The following is a 20,257-nucleotide window of genomic DNA, read 5'->3' as shown; positions in this document are numbered from 1 at the left end:
AAATATACGGATTTTGTCCCGAAAAGGGCTGAAATTAACGCGAATTAACAATTAACCGATGTGTAAATTATCTATACAATTATTGTCCAAAGTTGGGTACTTAAAGGGGAATTTTTCCTGAAGTATCTTTTTATTACTGACCCATGTGCCATTAAGTACCATTTCCTGTCCTTTTTTTCCAAGAAACAGCTTAATCAAGAAAGCGGGGACAGGAAAAGGCATGTAGAATATTCCGTACCGCCGCCTTGCAATACGCTTAGTAAAGTGACCAAGAGGCATTGGATCGGAGGAACAGGCATTGTATACACCAGCGAGGGCATCGTTTTGTATAGCAAATAGCAGCATTCGGGCGAGGTCTTCCATGTGGATCCAGCTCAACATCTGTTTGCCTGAGCCCAGAATAGGGTTGAACCGAAAACGTAGCAGTCGATTGACTTCTTTCAATAAGCCTTGTTCTTTACTGATCACAACACCGAATCGGAAGATAATGAGCCTTTTTCCTAAGGTTTCAATTGGTTTTACACTGTCTTCCCAAAGATTGCAGACCCAGGATAAAAAATCACCCCCTTGGGGATCTCCCTCTTCGAAGGGTTTTTTCTGATAACTATCGTCAGCACCATACCAGCCAGTTGCGGATGCTGATATGACAGCTTTTACTTGGTTTGGAATCTGTTTTAAGGTTTGATAAAGTAGTTGTCCACTTTCCACCCGGCTTGATATAATTTCTTGCTGATAAGCCTTGCTCCATCGCGATCCATTGAGGTTGGCACCCGCTAAATTGATAATATAATCCGCTTCTTGGATCGATTTCGTATCGATGACCTGCTTTTTGGGGTTCCAATGGATATATCGAACATTAGGTTGTACTGGATAAGCCTTTGGATCCCTTGTGAAGATGATTACTTCATAGAAGTTGGCGACCAGTAATTTAGTCAAATGAAGGCCAATAGCACCTGTTCCTCCTGTAATGATTACTTTTTCCATGGATTAAATCTCATCTTATTTGATCACGATATCTTTGTTATTCTCCCTAATTATCTTTTGTATGGTTAGCTTGATGCTCCTTCTAATATACTATTTTGAATCAATAAAAAAAGCTATAATTTAAGGTTTATCCTTCGAAATAATCAATTTTTAATGATTTCGCTGGGTAATTTATATTTCCCTGTCGAGATGGAGTAGCCAATTTAGGGGGCATAAAAAAGGTTCGTCTGCGTTGTGGACGAACCTTTTGGCATGGAAACAGATCTCTTTGAGATGTTGGTCTCTATTATTGTATCGTTTGGATTGTACTTCCGCAAGTTAGCATCTGGGCGCCATAGTATGGATTTTTGACGTCTTTATTGAGACTTAACCATGTGGCACCCTTGCCTCCGTTAAACATAGGGCATTTTTGTTGGTAGACCGGAAGTGCAGGTTTGGAACTTTTGGCCAGTTTATAGACTTCTTCGGAGAGCGACACAAATGCCATACGTTGTTTTGCAAGATCTTTTGCCTCATGCAGCGTCTTGGTGTGCTGTGTTATCGCATTTACCTGTACTTTCCAAACCTGTTGCTCGGCAGCAGTTAAGTCAGTCGATTTTAACGTCGTCAACAGGCTTGAAAGTTTTGCAGCACCTGTCGCGACAGTCTTGTGGTCTGAGGCAACAAGCGCATCTTTCAATTGGAAATACTGATCATAAATCGGTTGGAAGTTACCTGACTCAGCGACAGATGACGATCCTGTGCTTTCTTCTTTGCTTTCAGGAGTATTTTCGGGGTTGGCTGGTGGGGCACTTAAGGTTCTGTCATATTGACAACAGCCATGCAAGTCGGCATAAGTCGTTGCTGGAGCCAAGTATTTTTCATTGTCATAACCGGCCAACGCGACCTTTTTCAAAACAGCATCCAGGGAGGTTTTTTCGGCATTAAAGGAGATATTTGCTGTCTGGTTATCCTCGTTCCAATCTACTTTGGAGTCCGCGGAGTTTCCGGCTTTTTCTATTGTTTTTTTACACATCCCACAATTGCCGCTAATTTTGACTGTTTGGGTTGTCATGGTATTATCCTGTGCATAGCTGTATATGCTGCTAGCTAAAAGGCAGGCTGTTATGATATTATTGAGAAGTCTCATGTGTTCTAAATGTTCTAATACGTGTATGAATCCCTGCGGAATGCGATCTGCTTTCGTTGATCGGGATAGGGCAGGTTCTTTAAATTAATAAGGAGATTTACTTTTTCAAAAAAGCTTTCTCTGTGGTATCTAGGCTATTTTAGGGGGAACCCAAGGATAAAAATAACCATCTGAAAGATAGGCGGACAATAAGCCACTATATAATTTTTTAAAGATTGAGAAGGAAATTTTTGGCAGTTGAACCGGAAAGTTAGGGACTGCCAATATACTTGTTGCCGAGGCGCAATGACAACTACAATCCCGACATTGCTTGCGGTGCTGACATAGTGGTTTCTTCTTCGTGTGTAATTTTTGGCAGCAATCATATTTTTTGCTTGCATGATCCGGATTGCCTATAGGACAGGTTTTTGCCTTACTTTGATGGCAGGGAAATACCGTAGTCGGCTTGGCCCATAAGCCAAGAAAAAGAATTAGTCCGATTAGATATTTTAGTGCCAGCACAGTTCAAATATAGCTTTTTTTGAATAAGTATTAAACCCACCATCGAGATGACTGTTTTTTATTCCAGGTACGGACTTTGCAGCGCTCGTGGCAATAGTATGGAAAACGCGTATTATTGGAGAAGAACCTTGGGTATTGATGGGAAGCTATATTCCATAGAAGCGTAATAAACAGATCAAACTGTTTACTACGCTTATTTTATTATTTAAGTTGGGCGAGGAGCTCGCTAGAACTTAAAGTTTGATAAGAAACCTGGTTTCTTCCAGGTTCTTTTATATTCGTCTGCCAGTGCGCTATGGTCTAAATAAGCCAGTACTTCATTGAGTAAACTATGGGCTTTTTTTAGGTTTCCCGTTTTGTAATTAACAAGTGCTTCCGCCAACTTTACAGATTCACAGTCGTCATCATAGCCCCATTCACTTTGTGCATAGATGCCGTTAAAGACCATTACATTGCGGTTGACTTCCGCTAGATTTTCCTGCTCAGCAAGCAACATGATTCCGAATTTTACCCAAAGTACATAATCTTCGGGATCCATGACTGTGGCAACCCAAGCATCATGACGTTGAAATACTTCTGCCCCCGATCTAAATTCGGAGAGGAAATAATGACCTTTGATAATCAGATATAAAGTCTTTGCTTTATCAAAGTCATCGATGATAAATTCCTTTTTATTTTTGAGGTAAGTTTGTGCTGCAGCAACAATGGCGCTATAGTCGGATATTTCATTGTATAACTGCATGAGGATATACTGCGGTTGTGCTTCATGCGGGTATTGCTGTGCCATATCTTCATAATAGTGGATACGGTAATCACGATCGTTAGGCTCAAGAATATCATAAATAATACCTTCCACGCCATTTTTAGCAGCCTCAAAATCCCTATAATGATAGTCGTTTAGCGTAGGGTGATTGATGTAGAACTGATATATATGCTCCAGAAGATATTGTGCTTCTGCCTGTATATCGGGAGAAAGTCCCAGATGATAATTTACTTCAAGCTGATACACAAACATTTGATAGCAACTTGGGAACACTAAATCTGAGTCATCTTCAGCGAATTGTTCTTCCATTTCCTCATCGCGCATTTCATCGAGGTCGCTCAAAGTGACTTGATATGTGTCGAAATATAGTATGAGGGCGTCTTTTAAACGTTCATAATCCTCCAATTTCGACAATGCATCTGTTCGCGTCTGATGTAGTTCTTCAAAATCTGAGTAGTTTAGCCCTTCAGTTGCGATTTGATAGCTATCTTCGAGGAGATCTACATTCTTTAATGCAATCGCCAGGTTATTGCAATTCATTGCACGATTGTGGCTTCCACCGAAATAATCACTTTCATATTTTCCTTGTTCGAAATAAGCCGCAAAGGCATCATAAGCCTGGCGATAAACGGCAAGGTAAAGCTGTCTCAGGGCCAGTGTGTCTTCAGCTGACAGGGTATCCAATGCATCTACAAAGTCAGATAGGTTAATTGCTTCATTATAGAGATCGCGTGGTAAGTCATCGAACGACGGAACTTGCGCAATTACTTCGCCTGTTGTTAAGTAGGTGCATTCGACAAGACGGCGCCAAGATGTTGCATTCCACTGTCTTTCGCCCAATTGTTGGAGGTAAGGTAATGCAGCTTGATGTTGTCCATCGTCATAAAGGTATGCGGCTGCAAAATGATAGCCTGCGTATAAGTCTGGATATTCGTCAATCAGTTTTAGTGCGTGTAGATAATAATAGTCTAGCGGTATCCCAATATCTTCGGAATAATTGCGTTCAATGATAAGCTGGTAATAGAACACCTCAGGGTTTTCATAACCGTCAGCGATAAGCTCTTCAAAGCGACCATGCCATTTAACCAGTTCCGCATGGATATGGGCAGCTGAATTTTCGCCTTTAATAAGTTTTAATAATACTTTTAAGGCCAGATCTATCTCTTTGTTTTCATAAGCGATCTCTGCAAGGTCCACATATTGCATTTCACTGCCGCTGACAAAGCGATCAAATTGCTCTCCTATTAAAGCGGTTAGCGCTGTACCCGAAATCTGTTTGGTACGGTCCAAAAGATATATTTTTTTCATCCAGAATATGGAGAAATTTTGATCAGCAGCTTCGCGATTGTCTTTAAAAGTTTCATTGAAATAACCGATCCCCTCATCCAATAACGCTAATAGGGCTGTATCATCCTGTAGACTCTCATAAATATCTGCAAGGAAACCGTAGCCATAGGGCGCCATTTTAGGTATTGCGATCAATTTTTTTGCATAACCGATAAACTGGTCTTTGTTGTTCTCGTTGATGTGTTTTCTCGGACGATTGATCTGCTCTAAGCTAGCCTGGTTGCCTAAGACGTAATTGAGCATGTGATAGAGCGTTGTTTCATTTTCTGGCTCTACTAGTAGTGCTTTTTGGAGATAGGGGATCATCTTCTCCTGTATGATATCAAAAATAGCTTCGTGTCCATCATAAAATACTTGATCGTGATAGGCAACAGCAAGATGTGTCCATAGTGGCACATCCTGGTCGTTCTGCTTTAATTGATTTTCGCCCTCTATAATAAACAGATCAAGTTCACCTCTATAGAACAAATCGTAAATATTTTTCTCTTCCATTCTTTGCTTCTTTCTTTTATTATTTTTACTAATATGTTGAATTTTATTGAAAAGTTATTTCGGTAGCGTAAGTTTTACGAACTTATCACCATCTCATTGAAAATGTTCTTCTCTTTTCGAAATATGATAGTCGGGGTCTAGGGTATCATCATCTTTCGCTTCTCCTTCTTCGATGTATTTATAGATCAACTGGTTGTTTCTTTTGTGCTCTGAGGGGAATAGGATTTTTTCGTCGTAATAAAAGACACCGGCATCACTAACAGAGTACCTACTGGGGAGATTGATCAATTTCTGGCCAGTCCAGGCAATGTAATTATACTCCGTGGGGACTCCGCAGGCACCTGATAAAAATTCCATGCGTAAGATTTGCTTTACATTATTTAGTCCCATAGCTGGCAGCAGTTTACTTTGCGAGCTCAGCTGCCCAGAGAATACAAATGGGTAAGATTGACTAGTGATTAATGAATCTTGTGCATCCAACAATTTTACTGTGGTTAAATAGTGATCCTGTTGTTCCTCATTTTGTTGTTTGATGAAACGTTCAAAGCCGAATAAATACTGAAGGCCGTCCTTGTCGGTCTGTTTACCGAGTGCCAATAACCCGAGCCAGATAAACCCCTGTTTAAGCTGACCATCGCTATCGTAGCTGATCTGATACCAAGGAGCATAAAAATTTTTGATGGTATTACCCTTAAACGGAGCGCTCGCAATGGTGACATTTTTGCCAAGTGTCAGTGAGTCCACCACTTTCATGTTGAGGCCTGGCCCAGAGCGTATATAGGCTTTTTCAACAAAAACGGCGGCTGTTTGTCCTTTTTCGATGTTCCATAAGTTAAAATCATCGTCAAATGTGATGCCGTCCTGTGCTTTTAGAAGCATGGGGAATAGACCTAAGCATACTATCGCAAAATTTGTTGTCTTCATTTTTATCCTGTTCGCTATTGCAAAAATAGAAGAATTTTTACGGAGGCTTATCACTGGTTTCAGGTATTTTCCTGCTTGAGATTTCGGTGATAATGGTAGTGGGATATGTGTTCCTTAGACTCTTTGCTTTATAGAAAATAAGAGGGAATAGATTTCATAATTTAAAACAATTTAGTCCTAAATATGGTATCTTAAGACATTAAAGTTTATACGGGCTGTTTAAGTAGCCATCGAAAAGCGGATAATAAGAGGTTATGAAGAAAAAAATGGATCACAAACAGCAAATAGTTGAGCTGTTTGATCGCTATAATAATCATTTGGATAATCCAGCGTTTGCAGAAATTGAGCTTTTGGTTTTAATTGTAGCTATTATTCGTCCAAAAAGAGTGCAATTATTTTACCAGGTCGATATCCAGTTTTTTCTTGATTTTCTGAAAGAGTTACCCGATACAAGGCGTCAATTTGTCCAATATCTCAAACGTGTTCTCTGGCGAAGAGATTTTGATCAATTGGTATCCGATACGGGCATTATCAGTTATGCCGACTTTATTTATGAACTCAGGAAGCGAATAACGGAGCGCTATCTGCCTTATCAACCGGCAAAGTCAACGTTACAGTATTTACTGAACCAAGTGTTTTACACAGTTAAAGACGCAGATTGGGTGTCAACGATTCCCGCCGAACAACTGCATAAGCTTTTTCGATTATGTGAATTCGATTCGATATATGATAATGAAACGGGTTTTGAAATGATCGAAATCTTATATGGGATAGAACTGTTGGTGCAACGTATCACAGGTCGTGCCATGGAAACTGATGTCAATAAAATGGTGCCTGAGTTTCAGAATTTTGATAGTCCATTTATCGCAATCATGCGGGAGTTTACCGAGTTAAATGATCGTATTTTACAATCGGAGACAAAATATATTACGACTGAGGATCTTTCATACAAACAACTATTGGTACTTCACAAGCAATGCGAAACTTATATAGAAACGGCTTTTAGTAATTCACATCGTTTCGGTATTTCCATTAAAGTGAACCAGTCCTTATTGCGGATTCGGCAACAACTGGAGCGCATCAAGGAGATGCTTTCTTTTTTGGTGATTGATACAGAATCCCAAAAAGTAGAGAAAAGTATTCAATTGGCGAAGACGCTGATTGGATATAATTCGAGAAAAAGCAATATCCGAAAATTAATAGGGCAGAGCACACAATTGCTGGCTTACGAAATTACTCACCATACAGCCCAGACCGGTGAGCACTATATTACGGCAACCCATCAGGAGTATTGGAAGATGTTTCGATCTGCTTGCGGCGGTGGTGTAATTGTGGGGGCGATGTGTATTGTAAAACTATTGTTGGGAAAAGTGGATACAAGCGAATTCGGACATGCATTTTTGTATAGCTTGAATTATGCAATCGGTTTTACGGTCATTTATCTTTTTGGCGCTACCTTGGCAACAAAGCAGCCGGCGATGACAGCATCATCCCTTGTGAGCGCGATTGAACAGGGAGCTTCGGACCAAGGTGCCGACAGACACCGTTATTGGGTCTTTGCGCAATTTTTCGCACGTTTATTTCGTTCGCAGTTTATCGCTTTCGTTGGTAATGTAATTATGGCATTCCCCATTAGTCTTTTGTTAGTTTGGGGAATAGAGCAGCTGTCGGGTGTAAATATAGCAAGTACGAAATGGCTACATCTGGTCGATGATTTAAACCCGACGAAGACCCCCGTTATCTTGCACGCTTCCATTGCAGGTGTGTTTTTATTTCTGTCGGGGATTATCGCTGGAAGTATTTCAAATCGAGATAAACATAATTCCGTTTACTACAGAATTCAGGAGCATCCCTTGCTGAAAAAGATATGTGGGAAAACGAAGACGGACAAGATTGCCTCTTTTTATGAAAAGAAATGGGCTGGTATTGTTTCCAATCTCTGGTTTGGTGTTTTTATGGGATCAACTGCTTCCATCGGGATGTTTCTGGGGCTGGATTTGGATATTCGACACATCACTTTTGCGAGCGGGAATCTGGCGCTCGGTCTATTTGGGCATCGTATGGAGCTGTCCACAGATATTTGGATATGGGGAAATAAGGGGTTCAAGTTTTTCATTGATGGAAAGTGATGTTTTTGTGCGGTCAATGGAGAGGCTTTCGCCCATCTGTTTTACTTTTCCAAAAAGACGCTCCATCCATTCCAACCCGTCCTTGTCACGGATCGAACCGCTGAGGATGTTCCCGACAATAGAAGTGATCGTATCGGCGGTCTCTTTACCATACTGCTGGCGAAACATCGTCAGTCCCTGAACCCCCAAAATGGCCGAAACCCGGTTACTTCTGGCCTGTGAAATGATGTCCTGGACTTTATATAGGTATAAAGTTGGCGCCTCATCGACGATGAGGCCAACAGGAATATTTCCCCGGGTGTTGATCAGTTTGGTGATGCGGTTGATAACCACGGAATAAGAGGCGGAATTTGTACTCTGGGTATTGGGGTTACTTGCCAATATTAGTATGGAGGGGGCTCCAGGATCGCTAATTTTGAGGTCGAAATCATCGCCTGAGAATACCCAAAAAGTTTCCTTAGTTGCTAGGCGGCTGATAAAGATCTTTAAGGTGCCGATCTGTCCTTCGAGCTGATCAAATGCGCGCGATTTGAATGCTGTCATAAAAGGGGAAAGAAGCGATTCAAGCTCTTTGTTACTGAATAATACCGTGAATATCTCTTCGTAAGATCGGTTCAGGAAAGCAAGAACATGGGGAAAGCTCGAATATCTACCGCCCTCAAACTTGCTAAAAAAATAGATGCAGGCAGCTAGAAAGTTCACAGCAGATTGGGTGAAGAACTGGTCACTTCCCGAAGCTTTATCCCCCTTTTTCATTGCTTCTACCAGCGCTTCGGCAGTTTCTCCTGCTTCGGCGAGTGTTTGAAGATAGTCACTTCGCCATGGATTGATGCGCCTGCTCTTTTCAGGTTCCGTCAGATTGATGACATGGAACTCAAAATCTTTCAGCTTGCCTTGCTGTTTGCCGAGCAGGTAATGGTAATAGGTTACCTGCCCAAGATCTGGAAATTTAAAATCGAAGACACAGAGCGTCCACTCCAGGGTTACCAGCTGCCGGATGATCGGCATGAAAATCGAGAAACTTTTTCCCGATCCCGGAGTTCCGATGATCAAGCAGCCACGAAATAGATTCTCGATGACGATAAACCCTTTGCGTACTTTTTTCCTGAAATAAAAGAGCATCGGGATGTTGACTGCATAAGGAGTTATTTTTGGTTTTGTAGGCTGCATGAAAGATTCTTCCTCTACATTCCATTTATCTTTGCCTAATCGGGAGCTAATGATCTTGGAAATGTTGTCCAGTGCTATATGCAACAGTAGGGGGCCCAGGACGCTGGACAGAATATACCCCAGATCATACCAGCTCGTATAGGGCAGAGGCAGGTAGCCCTGTTTTCCATAGCACCAGATACTTAACGGAAAAAACAATAGCCCGACAATCAGGGGATAGAGAATCGTGTTCCTGGTGTTGAGATCTTTTTCTTTTCTGCTCAGGGTACCAATGGATACCAGGCAGATCAATATCAGGGTAAAAAGTTTGCTATTGACCGGATCGTGGTAAATGGGGATACTGGCCATGCGTTCAAGAAAAAGTGAAAAACCATAACGTTCGCTGAGCGGATCGCCTATGATCTTTTCGGCATAAATGAACATGAGTATATCTATTCCAACAGAAAGATAGATGCCGAATTGCAGAAAACGATGTGTCGCCTGCTGTTCTTTGGATTCTTCCATAGAGTTATAAAATTGGAAAAACAAGCTAGGATATTACCTTTTTAAAGGTTGGGTTATTGTAACTGGAATAGTCAGAAACGGTCGGCTTTGAGAATATCTTTATACTTGATCTTTAATGTGATTGTGCGGCCGGAAATCTGCTTTTCGGAAAGCTCCACACTTAGTATTTTGCTTGCCGGAAAGGTGATTTTTTTGAGCGCGTATATATTTCGGTAGGTCCGTTTGAAAGCGTCAGGCGGATATAGTTGCCAGACTGGCTTTATCTCAATAGACTGTATATTTGTTGCCTTGGTCACTTTTCTGTCCTCAATTTTGAAACGCATTTCATCGATGTCAAAAGAAAGATTGCTCCCGTTATGATATGTGATATCCAGCAGCACCAGGTCGCCTACCGTATATACATTATTCAGTTTAGCACGGATCCCATAATTTTCAGTTTTGCGGACAGGATAAGCGCTTCTTATAGCTAGCATACTTAGGGCATGGCTGCGCAGCTGGGGAGTGGTAATTTCAATTGGAAGCTCCAATGGACGGGTATGTTCCGGTAAGATGTTGAAGCTTGCCGGGAACTTGCTGTCCAATATTCCTTCTGCACGGTGAAGGTGGTACTGTGCTATATAGCTTTCACCGATCACTGTAATGATCCCGAGATCGGCATTCCCTCCGGTATTACAGTCAGTGGAATCAGAGACCCATTTTAACCGTAGGACATTTTCTTCAGGAAGGTCACCTACAACGGAATGGGAGGAGACATCCACATAGCGGATAGGCTCAGGAGATATAATATGGAGTGAGCTATTGCTGTCCATGGCAATGTCCGGAAGCTGGCCACGGTAAATGCCGGCATCCTGTTGCGCCTGTAGTTGAAGCCCGGCAAATAGGACGGATAATAGTAAGATCATTGTTTTCATGTAAAATTTTGATTAATAGTTTTTTGGGTTATTTTTCAGTTGCTGTGGATCGATCAGGTAGACCAGTGTGTTGTACTTGATCTTTGCTTTGTTCTGGCGGATCATCTTGTTAAGGGCGGTACTGGTGGACTGGAACATTTTCTGCACCATGCTCATCATTAGCTGGCTGTTATTTTCTGCCATTTGTTGCAGGGTAATTCCCTGACTGGCATTTCCGCCGAGTTCTTTTGTAAACTCACGGAATGCGGATGCCGGAACGTATAGTCCCGGAAGGCCATCCTGATCGTAAACGTCCAGTTTAACAGGTAGGATGTGCTGCCCGTTCATGATGGATGTTATGGACAGGTTAACCCGCTGTCCTGAAAATCCGGAGATGAGTGCATAGATATAGGTTCCCCTTTTTATCAGGAATCTGCCGGCCATCATGTCCTCGAGTAATCTTATCCTGAGCCGTGATCCCGCATAACCTTTAATGTCCTGGTCGACAATCGCGGTTATAAAAGTTTCCTCCACCCGGGGTTTTATCGTATTGAAAACCGCAAGGGATGAGGGAGCCTTGTTGACGGAGAGAATATGCCGCGGCTGGTCTTCTTTTTCAGGCTCACGTGATTTTTTTAATTGTTGCTGCTGTTTATAATCAGGATCATTGGCCTTTCCCATACTGTCGACCAGTTCCATCTGTTTTCGGAACAGTTCCATGGGATCAGGATCTCTTTTTTGCGGGTCAGTAACAACCCGATGGTAAGGCTGTTTCACTGACGCTATTGCTTCTGCTAAAGCTCTGTCCTGTTCATTTGGGTCATAGGGGTGGGGTCTTGGTGCTACATCCGGAAAACTTCGCTTTGGGCCAGTGCTATATCTGTTCTTGATTTCATGCTCAATGGAGTCCAGCATTCTTTTTTCCCTATCATTATAGAGCGTTCCCAACTTTTCTTCGGTAGGCTGTTCTTCCTGGATATGGCCAATAGCGGTGTAGCCATCAGATTGTTTATATTGATTACGGTAAGATTCCAGTTTATCTGAAAGTGTACTTTTCCGTATCTGATCAGAGACCCCAACCAGATTGGTCTGCAGCGAATCCTTCCCTGCCTGCACAGGTAGCTCTTTTCCAAAGCTGCTTTTGTAAGCATAAAAAAAAACGCATAAAAAAGGCAGTAGGATGAGCGGTATGACATACCGCGGTTTTCTGAAATCTATTTTCATCTCTTAGTATTGATTAATTTGGGTTTGTTATTGCGTTACAAGGGGCATAATATCTTGATTACTTATTCGGTAGACTGCATTTATAGCAAGGTTTAGGCTGGTTGTTCTTATTTCTTATTTCCGGCTTATAGATTGAGTGCTGTAGCTGCTCGAATCGTTTTAATGCCCCCGTAAGGCGAACGCTGTCCGTTTGGTCCAGGTTCTTTTTATTTATTATGGCTGTGATGGTATCCTGAATTGCCAGGACGTCCTGTAGTGTGCCATAAGTCTCCATTGTCTCACTGATTCCATCTGTTGAACCTACTGGGGGCAGTTTTGGATATGTGGGCAAAGTACGTGGAGAACCGGAACGCATGACGGAAAAAGCAAGGATACCTGAAACGATCATGCAGGCCAGCATGCAACAGAGAAAATGGGCCGGATAACGTCTGGAAAGGCGACAGAACATATTGTCCATTGTATTCAGGCACTTTATTACGGGAGTGTTATCATCAGTTGAAACACTACGCTCAGAAGGTATTTTTTTGGACATTTTGCAGGTCTTTGTTTTCAAGGGTTTTCCATCTTGTTATCAAAACAGCATGGGGATTATTTTCCGAACGGATTTCCAGATCACTAAGGTAGCCTTCGGTAATGAGTGAACGGGTAATGGTGGAACTGCGGCGGTCAATTTTTTGTGTTCCATAGAACCGGAAGTAATGTTTCGGCATATCTAGATAGATGCTATCGGTTCGTATGGTGAGTACGGCACTGGAGGAGAGGATGGAACTAAAGAAACCTTTTTCCTTCAGGTTATTGTACTGGAGGGCTCCGCTTTCATCTATCAGGTACATGGCCTGCTTCATCTGATATTCTATAAACCTATCGTCCGGTGTCATGGAGAAGAAGAGGCTATGAAACCTGCCGATATGGGACCGGTATTCAGCTTCACGGTTCATCTGTACATCTGTCTGCCTTGCTGACATAGGAATATTTGCAGCATCCATGATATAGATACTTTTGCGTGCATTAGCTACCTGAAGGTAGGCAAAGAACGAAACGGCTAGTACCATCAATACTGCGGCGATAAGGCAACCTGCGGAAAGAAAAGTGGCCAGTCGTACCTTGGATTCAATATTTTTGATAATCATTTCTGTTTCTTTTCTTAAAGTTTGGTCAATAGTTTTCTGGCGGTTCTGGCCATTGAGGAGGCACCGCGGCCCATAGAAGAAGCTGCGGATGATATTCCACTGGTGGAGATGATCCATGTCGAGATGCTTGGTACGGTAAGCATGGTAAGGGCACCAATGACAAATGCGCCGATGACCATCCCGAATGAAAGGACACCAAACAACGTGTATGAGGTAAGTTTCCCCAGATCGGGTCCCGCGGAGCCCAGGAGTGCCTGGTAACGGCTGATCTCTGCTTCCATGGCATAGTGCTGAAAAAGAGAGGATATGTACATGACCAGATACGCGATACCGGAGTACAAGTTGACAGATACAAAGCGGGCCACCCAGGTCGAAAATGAATCCCTGAAGGCAGGCAGGATGCTAGCTGCTACAGCAAATGGGCCGAGTATGATGAGTATGGTGGAAAATATGATCTGAACGATGAAGATAACGTATACACAGATGCGCAGCAGCCATATAGCCATTGTTTCCAATATGGATGTAACCAATAGTAGGAGGTTGGCCTGTAGACGATTACGCATTTCCACAATTGGATTCCATACTTCAGCGAAGCCTTCTTTTACGGTGGATTTAACAGCGTCCCATGCTTTTTTGTAAAAAATATCGGCTTCCGTTTTTGCAGTTTCTGTTTCGGCCTGTACAGTTAAAAGCTGATCAGATACATCTGCCATCAATTTTGCACGTTGGAGCCTGAGATCATTTACCTCTGTCTGGCTACCGTCAAACATGGCCTCAGTCTTGCTTGCGACAATTTCCGTTGGAAAGGCGATGACGCGGGTAAATGTGGGCCACCAGAGGATGACCATGACCAGACCAAAGGGCCGGAGCAAGGGCATAATTTCGAGCTGTTTATCACCGGCCATCATCTCATAAATTTTGATGCTGAAGAAGATGAGCATAAAAATGGCGCAGAGTGCCTGCGCATCGGCGATGAAAGCATCATAGTGTGTCCAGATGGTATCCTTCATCTGCTTTAAAAAGTGCATCATGCCTTCTTCATAGACGCCATTCCCCTGTAGGAAATTGAATGTATCTTTAAAGGTTTCCGGAACAGGCACGGACTGTACCTGAACAAGAATTCCCCCATTGAATAATGTAATAAGGTTCATGTGTTTGATTTTAGAGTTTTGATTTGCGCAGCACGTCATCTGCGATCTGAATATCTGTTCTACCCGGAGATGCGATGACGGCTTTGTCCGGCCGTTTTTGATCCGCATTCGTTTTTGCCAGGGAAAGGAAAAGTTTTGCTCGCTGTTTATTAGCTTGCCAGGTGGAGCTGAGTTTTCTGTATTCATCAAGCATGCGGTGATAGGCCATGATGCGTGATCCCCGGTCGAGATTTGTTGACCTGGCTCCATCAAGCCTCTCTGTCAGCGCTGCGCTTTCATCCAGGTACCACCGAAGCAGGCCTGTCCGGATGAGATAGTCGCTAACCTGGGGACCGGCCCCTTGCAGAGCAGAAGCGTGGTTTACCTGATATAGCGACTGAAATTCATGGTTATAATAGAGCTGCCATAAGGGATCGGCTCCGGATACCGTTCCCGCATAATTCAGCATTTCGGTGAGTGTAGTATTACGGAGCGTATCGGCATGCCTACTGTAGGCTTCTTCCGTATTTTTCATGGCGGCGACCAATAGGAGACGCTGTGTCTGTTCACCGCTGCTACTGAGTGGGCGGAGGTCATTTTTGGGATAGTTGGGATGCCAGGCCCAGGTCAGCCAGTAGTTTGGGTTGAGTCCCAGAAATCCTTTTGTGGGTGTAAATTTCTTTTTGTCCCACTGTTTGAAAACCATGCGTTCCTGCTGGTTGACAATGTGCTGGTCGGTAAGCCTGCGCACACTTTGTGCCTTTCCGTATACCACCATCAGCAGGCCAATACCAAGAATTAGAAGATTTTTCATGTGATTATTCCTTTATGATGTTGATCTTATATATAATGTCATCCACCAGCCGGATGTCTCGGTTAATGAAATGCTGATAGGGATTTAATGACCTGAATACGCCAATTATTTTTGCCCTGTACATTGCCCTATGCAAGCTATAGGTAAGGGCGCGCATCACCTGTAGTTCAAGTACTATTTTACGGAGCAGGGCATCCCGCTTCTCATAATCCATCAGTACATTCTGTCCTTCCCTGAGGATGAATCCGGATACTTCGGAGACAAGGTTCACGCCACGGTTTTTCATGTGTCCTGCGACATCTTCAGCAAAGAGCAGAAGATGCGGGGAGTCTTTCGCTGTCTGAAGTATTTGGTCACATTCATGGATGATTTCCGCGCTGATCTCTGCAATCTGTCTGACGGTGAGCCCGGAGCGCAATGCCCCGTTGACTTCTGCCAGGGACCTATGAATAATATCCTGGACGAGAACTACCGAGCTTATATTGACGTTAATGTCATCCAGTTTTTGCCTGATTGAGTTGAGGTAGCTATTGTGCGCTGCTTCCGAGGAAAAACGTACAGCACCGTTCTCGTTGACAATAGCCAGATGTCTGGTATCACTGATGACAGCATAGCCTTGGCCGTCTACATTTTTGGCATTCAGCAGCAGGCCGAGCAATAGGAAAACTACAATACTTGCTCTCATTTTTTCATCTGTTTGAGTTTCGCCAAAATGTCGTTCACCAGTTCCCGGTCACGGTTTATAAAACCGCCAAAAGGATTCATGGCGGAGAGCATCTTTTTCCTGCTCGAATAAAACATATTTACCGCAAGGGCGTTGGAGGTGCCTTCTATCATTCTGAGCTCCCGGATCACATGCCCGAACAGCAATTTTCGGTCACTGGCTTTCATCTGGTTAAGATCTCCGAGGCTTATTGCGAGTGCATAGAGGTATTTGCTGAGCATGTAAGCTTTACCTGATATATCAATCTCCGTTTGGTATGCCATGGCAATAAGCAGGGGATCATCGGATGCAAGTCTGATAATTCTGTCCTGATTTTCGATGATCTTTGAAATCAGGGGGCTGGCCTGCAGTGCTATCTGGGAAGCATCTATCGCCAGGCTGAGCATGTGAAAACGGTCTTGCAGGTTTCGGTATTTTTGTTTCAGTTCATCCATTTTGGAGCGGTTGACTTCTTCATTGGCCGAGGTAACAGCCTGCCTGCTGCGCGCGGTCGTCTGCCGATCATGTTCATCCTTGCTATGTTGCACCAATTGATGGAGCAGTTCCACATTGAGCTGTGCATGCCCGTAGGCTGAAAAACACAGTATCGATACGATTAGGATCAGTAGTTTTTTCATGGTTTGAGGTATTTGGCATTGCGGATGATGTCATCAGCGATGCGTTTATCCGTATTGATAAAACCTGCATATGGATTGAGGGAATTCAAGATGCCCCGTTGCTTTGCCCAGTACATAGTCCGGTACATGCCATATGCGACACCCCGAAGGATAATCATCTCATTTACGATCCGGTTGAGCAGTTTTGCACGTTCGCCGGAATCCATGAGATTATCTTTTCCGCCTTTGGTGACAAAAGATGCTACTTCTGTGACCAGTGCTGTGGCACGCGTTTTAAACTCACGAACTCCCTGCTCGGCAAATAACAATAGGACCGGATTTGATCCGGCGATATCCATCGCCCTGCCTGCATCATGGACGATATCCGAGCTGATCTCGGTAATATCCTTTATAGCAAGCAGATTGCGCACGACGGCCGATACTTCACTGAGACCTTTATATATTTTGTCCTGAAGGTCATTGACAATTACCAGCTGTCCGGTGACAGCGAGCTGTCCGCGCTGGATCAGGGTAAGGTTATTATTGGTGTTGTCCAGCTGCCGGTCCATCATCGAAGCGTGTGCAGCGGTGGCCGCGGCCACTGCCGGATCAACATAGATCTGTGCCCGGGACCAATTGGAAAACAGGAACAGCAACAGGATAAAATAGCGTTTTTTCATGCTTAAGAGGAATTGTTTAGAATCATGGTTTCATTACTGTATAGGAGAAAAGGGAATTCCGGCCTGATTGACTTTGGCTACGAATGCAGGCAGTGCAAGACCACTGGCCTGCATATCCGAAACAAATGCGCATAGTGCTGCCTGATAGCTTCCATACTGTTTTACATAGATCTGTACCGCGTTTTTTTCGGGTTTTTCCGTTGTATAGCACAGATACTGGTAGATCGAGACCTCTACGCCATAGACCTCACCGCTATTTCCGCGGCGGATATAAACTTCTTTAAACCGTCCTCGGCCATCTTTATTATCGAGCTGGTTAATGGTAAAGATCTTTCGTTTTTCGGTATCGGTGATAGAGAGCAATTTGGCGATCTCATCGTAATTTTCCCTGAATTTACCTTGGTCAAGCAGACAGATCGTATCAGAGTTGGCGATGATACTGTCTTTGACGATCGGGTTGCCCAGGATGTCGCCAAGCTCCTGGGTGACCACGGTCAGCTCCCCCCAGAATTTACGGACCGTTTTGTAGAGATAGAGAATATAGGATGCCATAATGGGACTTGCAATTGCTTTCCAGGCTTCCTCCACAATGAGGGCTTTACGGCGGTCTGTCCGGTGCCGCATTTTTTGGAGAAAAACGGACATGATCGATAGGGTCACGATGGGGAAAATGATCTTGTTCTCCTTAATATTGTCTATTTCGAAGACAATAAAAGGTGCGGTGAACAGTGATTGATCGGTCGCTTCATTCAATAATGTACCGAACTCCTGACCCGAATAAAACTTACGGAGTACATAGCGGTATTCGTCCAGGTCAAAACTTACGGATTCCTGTTCGGTGATTTCTTTAATCCTTTCGACGGAATAGATGTAGAAAGAATCGAAATCCAGTTTTTCCGGCCTTCGTGGATGCTGGGGACCCGGATCCAACCAAAAATATTCATAGTAATAAGAAGATAGTACATTTGAGATAACGCTGTCCTCAATCTGGGTAAGTTCGCCCTCGGATCCTTTCCATAATAGTGCTACGAGCGTTTTCAGGAAGTCTTTCTGTTCAAGGTTGAATTCTTTTTGGGTCATCGCAAAGGGGTTCATGGAAAGCGGTTTTTCCTCCGTATAAGTGATATATTTACCTCCGTAATAGCTGCACAGCCCCTGATAACTGTCCCCGGTGTCTATAATCACAACATCCATGTTATACAGGCAGTATTGCTCGACGAGCGCATTCATAAAAAAAGATTTCCCGGATCCACTGGGGCCCAATGTAAATTTCGAGCGGTTATTGAGCCTTCCGGTCTGCAGGTTTGCCAGGTCAATACCTACCGGTAGGCCCTGACGGTCGGTAAACCGGACAAGGAAGTCAGAGTCTTCGTCCTTTTGCAGGGATTCTTTAAAGAAAAGACAGAGCGCCGCTTCCGAGGTGGTGAGAAACCAGTCGTATTTTTTTAGCTCAATACCATTTCCCGGAAGGGCGGTACGGAAAAGCTCCAGTTGGTTGTAGGCATTTCGCGAGGGGATTATGCCCTGCTGGAAGAGGGAAGCTTCGATAAAATTAGCTGCCTTTCCGATCTTATCATTATCCGCGCAGAGTACAATGTTGTAATGCGCGTTTACCAGAAGCTGGTTTTCCCGTGCTACATCCACCAGTAATTGGTCGATATCCTCTACGCAGATCAGGTTTGCCGGATCTGGTATGCCTGAATGACGTTTACGCTTGAGTTCGAGTTTGTTCAATGTCATCTGCTGGGCTGGGATCTCTATGAGCTGGTTATAAATAATACACCGGTACTCAGGTACATGGTGTAAAAAAAAGAGGTTGTCAACGGGAAATTCCCGAAGGTTGCCGCCATCCTGTTTATGTGCATAGGTACCAATGGATTCAGGAAGGTCGATGGAATCTGTATTGATAAGGCTGATACTCCGCACGGAGCGGTCTCCCAGACCAAGTTCCCTGTCGCCGGAACGTATATTTTCCAGTGTAATATTTTCTGAGGAGAAATCGATGGCAAGGATGCGGGATATGTAACGGTTAATTTCAGCCTCTTTTAACCGTTTGGGACCAACCTCTGCTCCCAGCAGCAGATCGTGGACCTTTTCCGTTTGGTGAGCGAAATCAGCGAGCACTTTTGCATCATGAACGTAGAATGCGCTCTTTTTCACCAGTTTTGTTATGGTTAGATAGGTGTTGATATCCGTATATTCCCGGCCTTGAAAATGATCGTCGTATTTCTGTTGGAGGAACTCCCGGTTTTTGTTTACCTGAAAGGTCTTTCTGGAGAAAATATCCTGTTTCTGGATGATATATCCTTCACCTAGGATCTTTACCAGATTAAGGAGCAGGGAATGATAGGCCATGTAAGGAGCCGGATCGGCCCCGTATTGCATCACTGGATTTTGCAGGCTGAATATGGTCGAGAAATCGCCTCTTTCACCAAATAGAAGCGCGTGACCATTATAATGGTCAATTCCTGCATAGGGTAATTTAAAAATAGATTTAGGAGAATGGGTCAGCATAGTTTTTCTTGAGGCGTATGGGATGGATAGAAATACCTTTGTTCCGTGTTTTATCGTGTAGTCCGTCTTTCTGTCTGTAGAATGTGAATGTAAGTCCTCCGGTTATGGTCAGTATGGTGATTATCCCGCCGAGATACATATTTGTCAATGCGCCCGTCAGGCCACCACCAACCAACCCGAGAATGAGGAACCCGATTCCCCAGCCGATGAATTTACCTTTAAAACCACGATAAACAAGGGGGCGTTGGAGCCCCTTGTAAATGGAATACTTTGTCATCATCAGACGCCAAAGAATGCCTTGATGACGACGGAAACGAGCACCAGAAAGAGACAGGAACCCATCCATCCCATCAGTTCTTTGTTGATGTCGTTATCGCCCGAGTTCCATTTGATGTAAACTCTCACGCCACCCACAATTCCTACAACTGCCCCAATGGCCAGTGTTAAAGTAGATACAGGATCAACATAAGTTGTCAGCGAGGAGGTTGCTGCATCAATACCTAAGGTGCCACCCGCAGTTTGGGCAAATAGCATGTTTGCTGCGCCGAGGAAAAGCGCTGTGCAAACGAACAGTTTTTTTGTTTTTACTGTCATCTGAAATTGTTAAAGGAT

General features: G+C 43.7%; 18 protein-coding genes. 1 reads left to right on the top strand and 17 read right to left on the bottom strand.

What is annotated here, in order from left to right:
* Window positions 1-51: 51 nt before the first annotated feature.
* The 4 genes from OGI71_RS08920 to OGI71_RS08905 all read right to left on the bottom strand — a co-directional run bounded on the left by OGI71_RS08920 (window position 52) and on the right by OGI71_RS08905 (window position 6,140).
* Window positions 52-984, bottom strand: coding sequence for a TIGR01777 family oxidoreductase (locus OGI71_RS08920; protein WP_282255054.1), 933 nt, complete (start codon window positions 982-984; stop codon window positions 52-54).
* A gap of 286 nt (window positions 985-1,270) precedes the next feature.
* Window positions 1,271-2,113 (bottom strand): DUF3347 domain-containing protein, encoded by an 843-nt coding sequence (locus tag OGI71_RS08915; protein WP_282255053.1) that lies wholly within the window; start codon window positions 2,111-2,113, stop codon window positions 1,271-1,273.
* Window positions 2,114-2,840: 727 nt separating this feature from the next.
* Window positions 2,841-5,216: a hypothetical protein gene (locus OGI71_RS08910; protein WP_282255052.1), complete on the bottom strand. Its 2,376-nt coding sequence runs from the start codon at window positions 5,214-5,216 to the stop codon at window positions 2,841-2,843.
* 93 nt (window positions 5,217-5,309) lie between these two features.
* Window positions 5,310-6,140, bottom strand: coding sequence for a hypothetical protein (locus tag OGI71_RS08905; RefSeq protein ID WP_282255051.1), 831 nt, complete (start codon window positions 6,138-6,140; stop codon window positions 5,310-5,312).
* Between the two features lie 254 nt (window positions 6,141-6,394).
* On the opposite strand from OGI71_RS08905, the gene OGI71_RS08900 reads away from it, so the two are divergent.
* On the top strand, window positions 6,395-8,269 hold the full coding sequence (locus OGI71_RS08900) for a hypothetical protein (RefSeq protein ID WP_282255050.1): 1,875 nt from the start codon (window positions 6,395-6,397) through the stop codon (window positions 8,267-8,269).
* On the opposite strand, the gene OGI71_RS08895 is transcribed toward OGI71_RS08900, so the two are convergent.
* The 13 genes from OGI71_RS08895 to OGI71_RS08835 all read right to left on the bottom strand — a co-directional run bounded on the left by OGI71_RS08895 (window position 8,186) and on the right by OGI71_RS08835 (window position 20,239).
* Window positions 8,186-9,943: a TraM recognition domain-containing protein gene (locus OGI71_RS08895; RefSeq protein ID WP_282255049.1), complete on the bottom strand. Its 1,758-nt coding sequence runs from the start codon at window positions 9,941-9,943 to the stop codon at window positions 8,186-8,188. The genes OGI71_RS08900 and OGI71_RS08895 overlap by 84 nt on opposite strands.
* Window positions 9,944-10,014: 71 nt before the next feature.
* A complete protein-coding gene (traN, locus tag OGI71_RS08890; protein WP_282255048.1) occupies window positions 10,015-10,854 on the bottom strand; it encodes a conjugative transposon protein TraN in 840 nt (279 codons plus the stop codon).
* Window positions 10,855-10,866: 12 nt separating this feature from the next.
* Window positions 10,867-12,057 carry a conjugative transposon protein TraM gene (locus tag OGI71_RS08885; RefSeq protein ID WP_282255047.1) on the bottom strand — a complete coding sequence of 397 codons (1,191 nt, stop codon included), beginning with the start codon at window positions 12,055-12,057 and terminating at the stop codon, window positions 10,867-10,869.
* Between the two features lie 58 nt (window positions 12,058-12,115).
* A complete protein-coding gene (locus tag OGI71_RS08880; RefSeq protein ID WP_282255046.1) occupies window positions 12,116-12,589 on the bottom strand; it encodes a hypothetical protein in 474 nt (157 codons plus the stop codon).
* Window positions 12,567-13,187, bottom strand: a complete 621-nt coding sequence (traK, locus tag OGI71_RS08875) for a conjugative transposon protein TraK (protein ID WP_282255045.1) — start codon at window positions 13,185-13,187, stop codon at window positions 12,567-12,569. Before traK ends, OGI71_RS08880 begins: the two co-directional genes overlap by 23 nt.
* Window positions 13,188-13,201: 14 nt before the next feature.
* Window positions 13,202-14,338, bottom strand: a complete 1,137-nt coding sequence (locus OGI71_RS08870; RefSeq protein ID WP_282255044.1) for a plasmid transfer protein — start codon at window positions 14,336-14,338, stop codon at window positions 13,202-13,204.
* 10 nt (window positions 14,339-14,348) lie between these two features.
* The gene (locus OGI71_RS08865) at window positions 14,349-15,131 is read right to left on the bottom strand and encodes a hypothetical protein (RefSeq protein ID WP_282255043.1); all 783 of its coding nucleotides are present in this window, start codon (window positions 15,129-15,131) and stop codon (window positions 14,349-14,351) included.
* Between the two features lie 4 nt (window positions 15,132-15,135).
* Window positions 15,136-15,816 (bottom strand): hypothetical protein, encoded by a 681-nt coding sequence (locus OGI71_RS08860; protein ID WP_282255042.1) that lies wholly within the window; start codon window positions 15,814-15,816, stop codon window positions 15,136-15,138.
* Window positions 15,813-16,472: a hypothetical protein gene (locus OGI71_RS08855; RefSeq protein WP_282255041.1), complete on the bottom strand. Its 660-nt coding sequence runs from the start codon at window positions 16,470-16,472 to the stop codon at window positions 15,813-15,815. The genes OGI71_RS08860 and OGI71_RS08855 overlap by 4 nt, the downstream gene beginning before the upstream one ends.
* A complete protein-coding gene (locus OGI71_RS08850) occupies window positions 16,469-17,131 on the bottom strand; it encodes a hypothetical protein (protein ID WP_282255040.1) in 663 nt (220 codons plus the stop codon). The genes OGI71_RS08855 and OGI71_RS08850 overlap by 4 nt, the downstream gene beginning before the upstream one ends.
* Before the next feature lie 33 nt (window positions 17,132-17,164).
* A complete protein-coding gene (locus OGI71_RS08845) occupies window positions 17,165-19,645 on the bottom strand; it encodes a TraG family conjugative transposon ATPase (protein WP_282255039.1) in 2,481 nt (826 codons plus the stop codon).
* Complete coding sequence (locus tag OGI71_RS08840) at window positions 19,626-19,925, bottom strand: DUF4133 domain-containing protein (protein ID WP_282255038.1); 300 nt, start codon at window positions 19,923-19,925, stop codon at window positions 19,626-19,628. The genes OGI71_RS08845 and OGI71_RS08840 overlap by 20 nt, the downstream gene beginning before the upstream one ends.
* The gene (locus OGI71_RS08835; protein ID WP_282255037.1) at window positions 19,925-20,239 is read right to left on the bottom strand and encodes a DUF4134 domain-containing protein; all 315 of its coding nucleotides are present in this window, start codon (window positions 20,237-20,239) and stop codon (window positions 19,925-19,927) included. The genes OGI71_RS08840 and OGI71_RS08835 overlap by 1 nt, the downstream gene beginning before the upstream one ends.
* Between the last annotated feature and the right edge of the window lie 18 nt (window positions 20,240-20,257).

Source organism: Sphingobacterium sp. ML3W (genome assembly GCF_029542085.1).
GTDB lineage: Bacteria > Bacteroidota > Bacteroidia > Sphingobacteriales > Sphingobacteriaceae > Sphingobacterium.
Note: the sequence above shows the minus strand (reverse complement) of the source record. Positions and strands in the feature narration are given on the sequence as shown.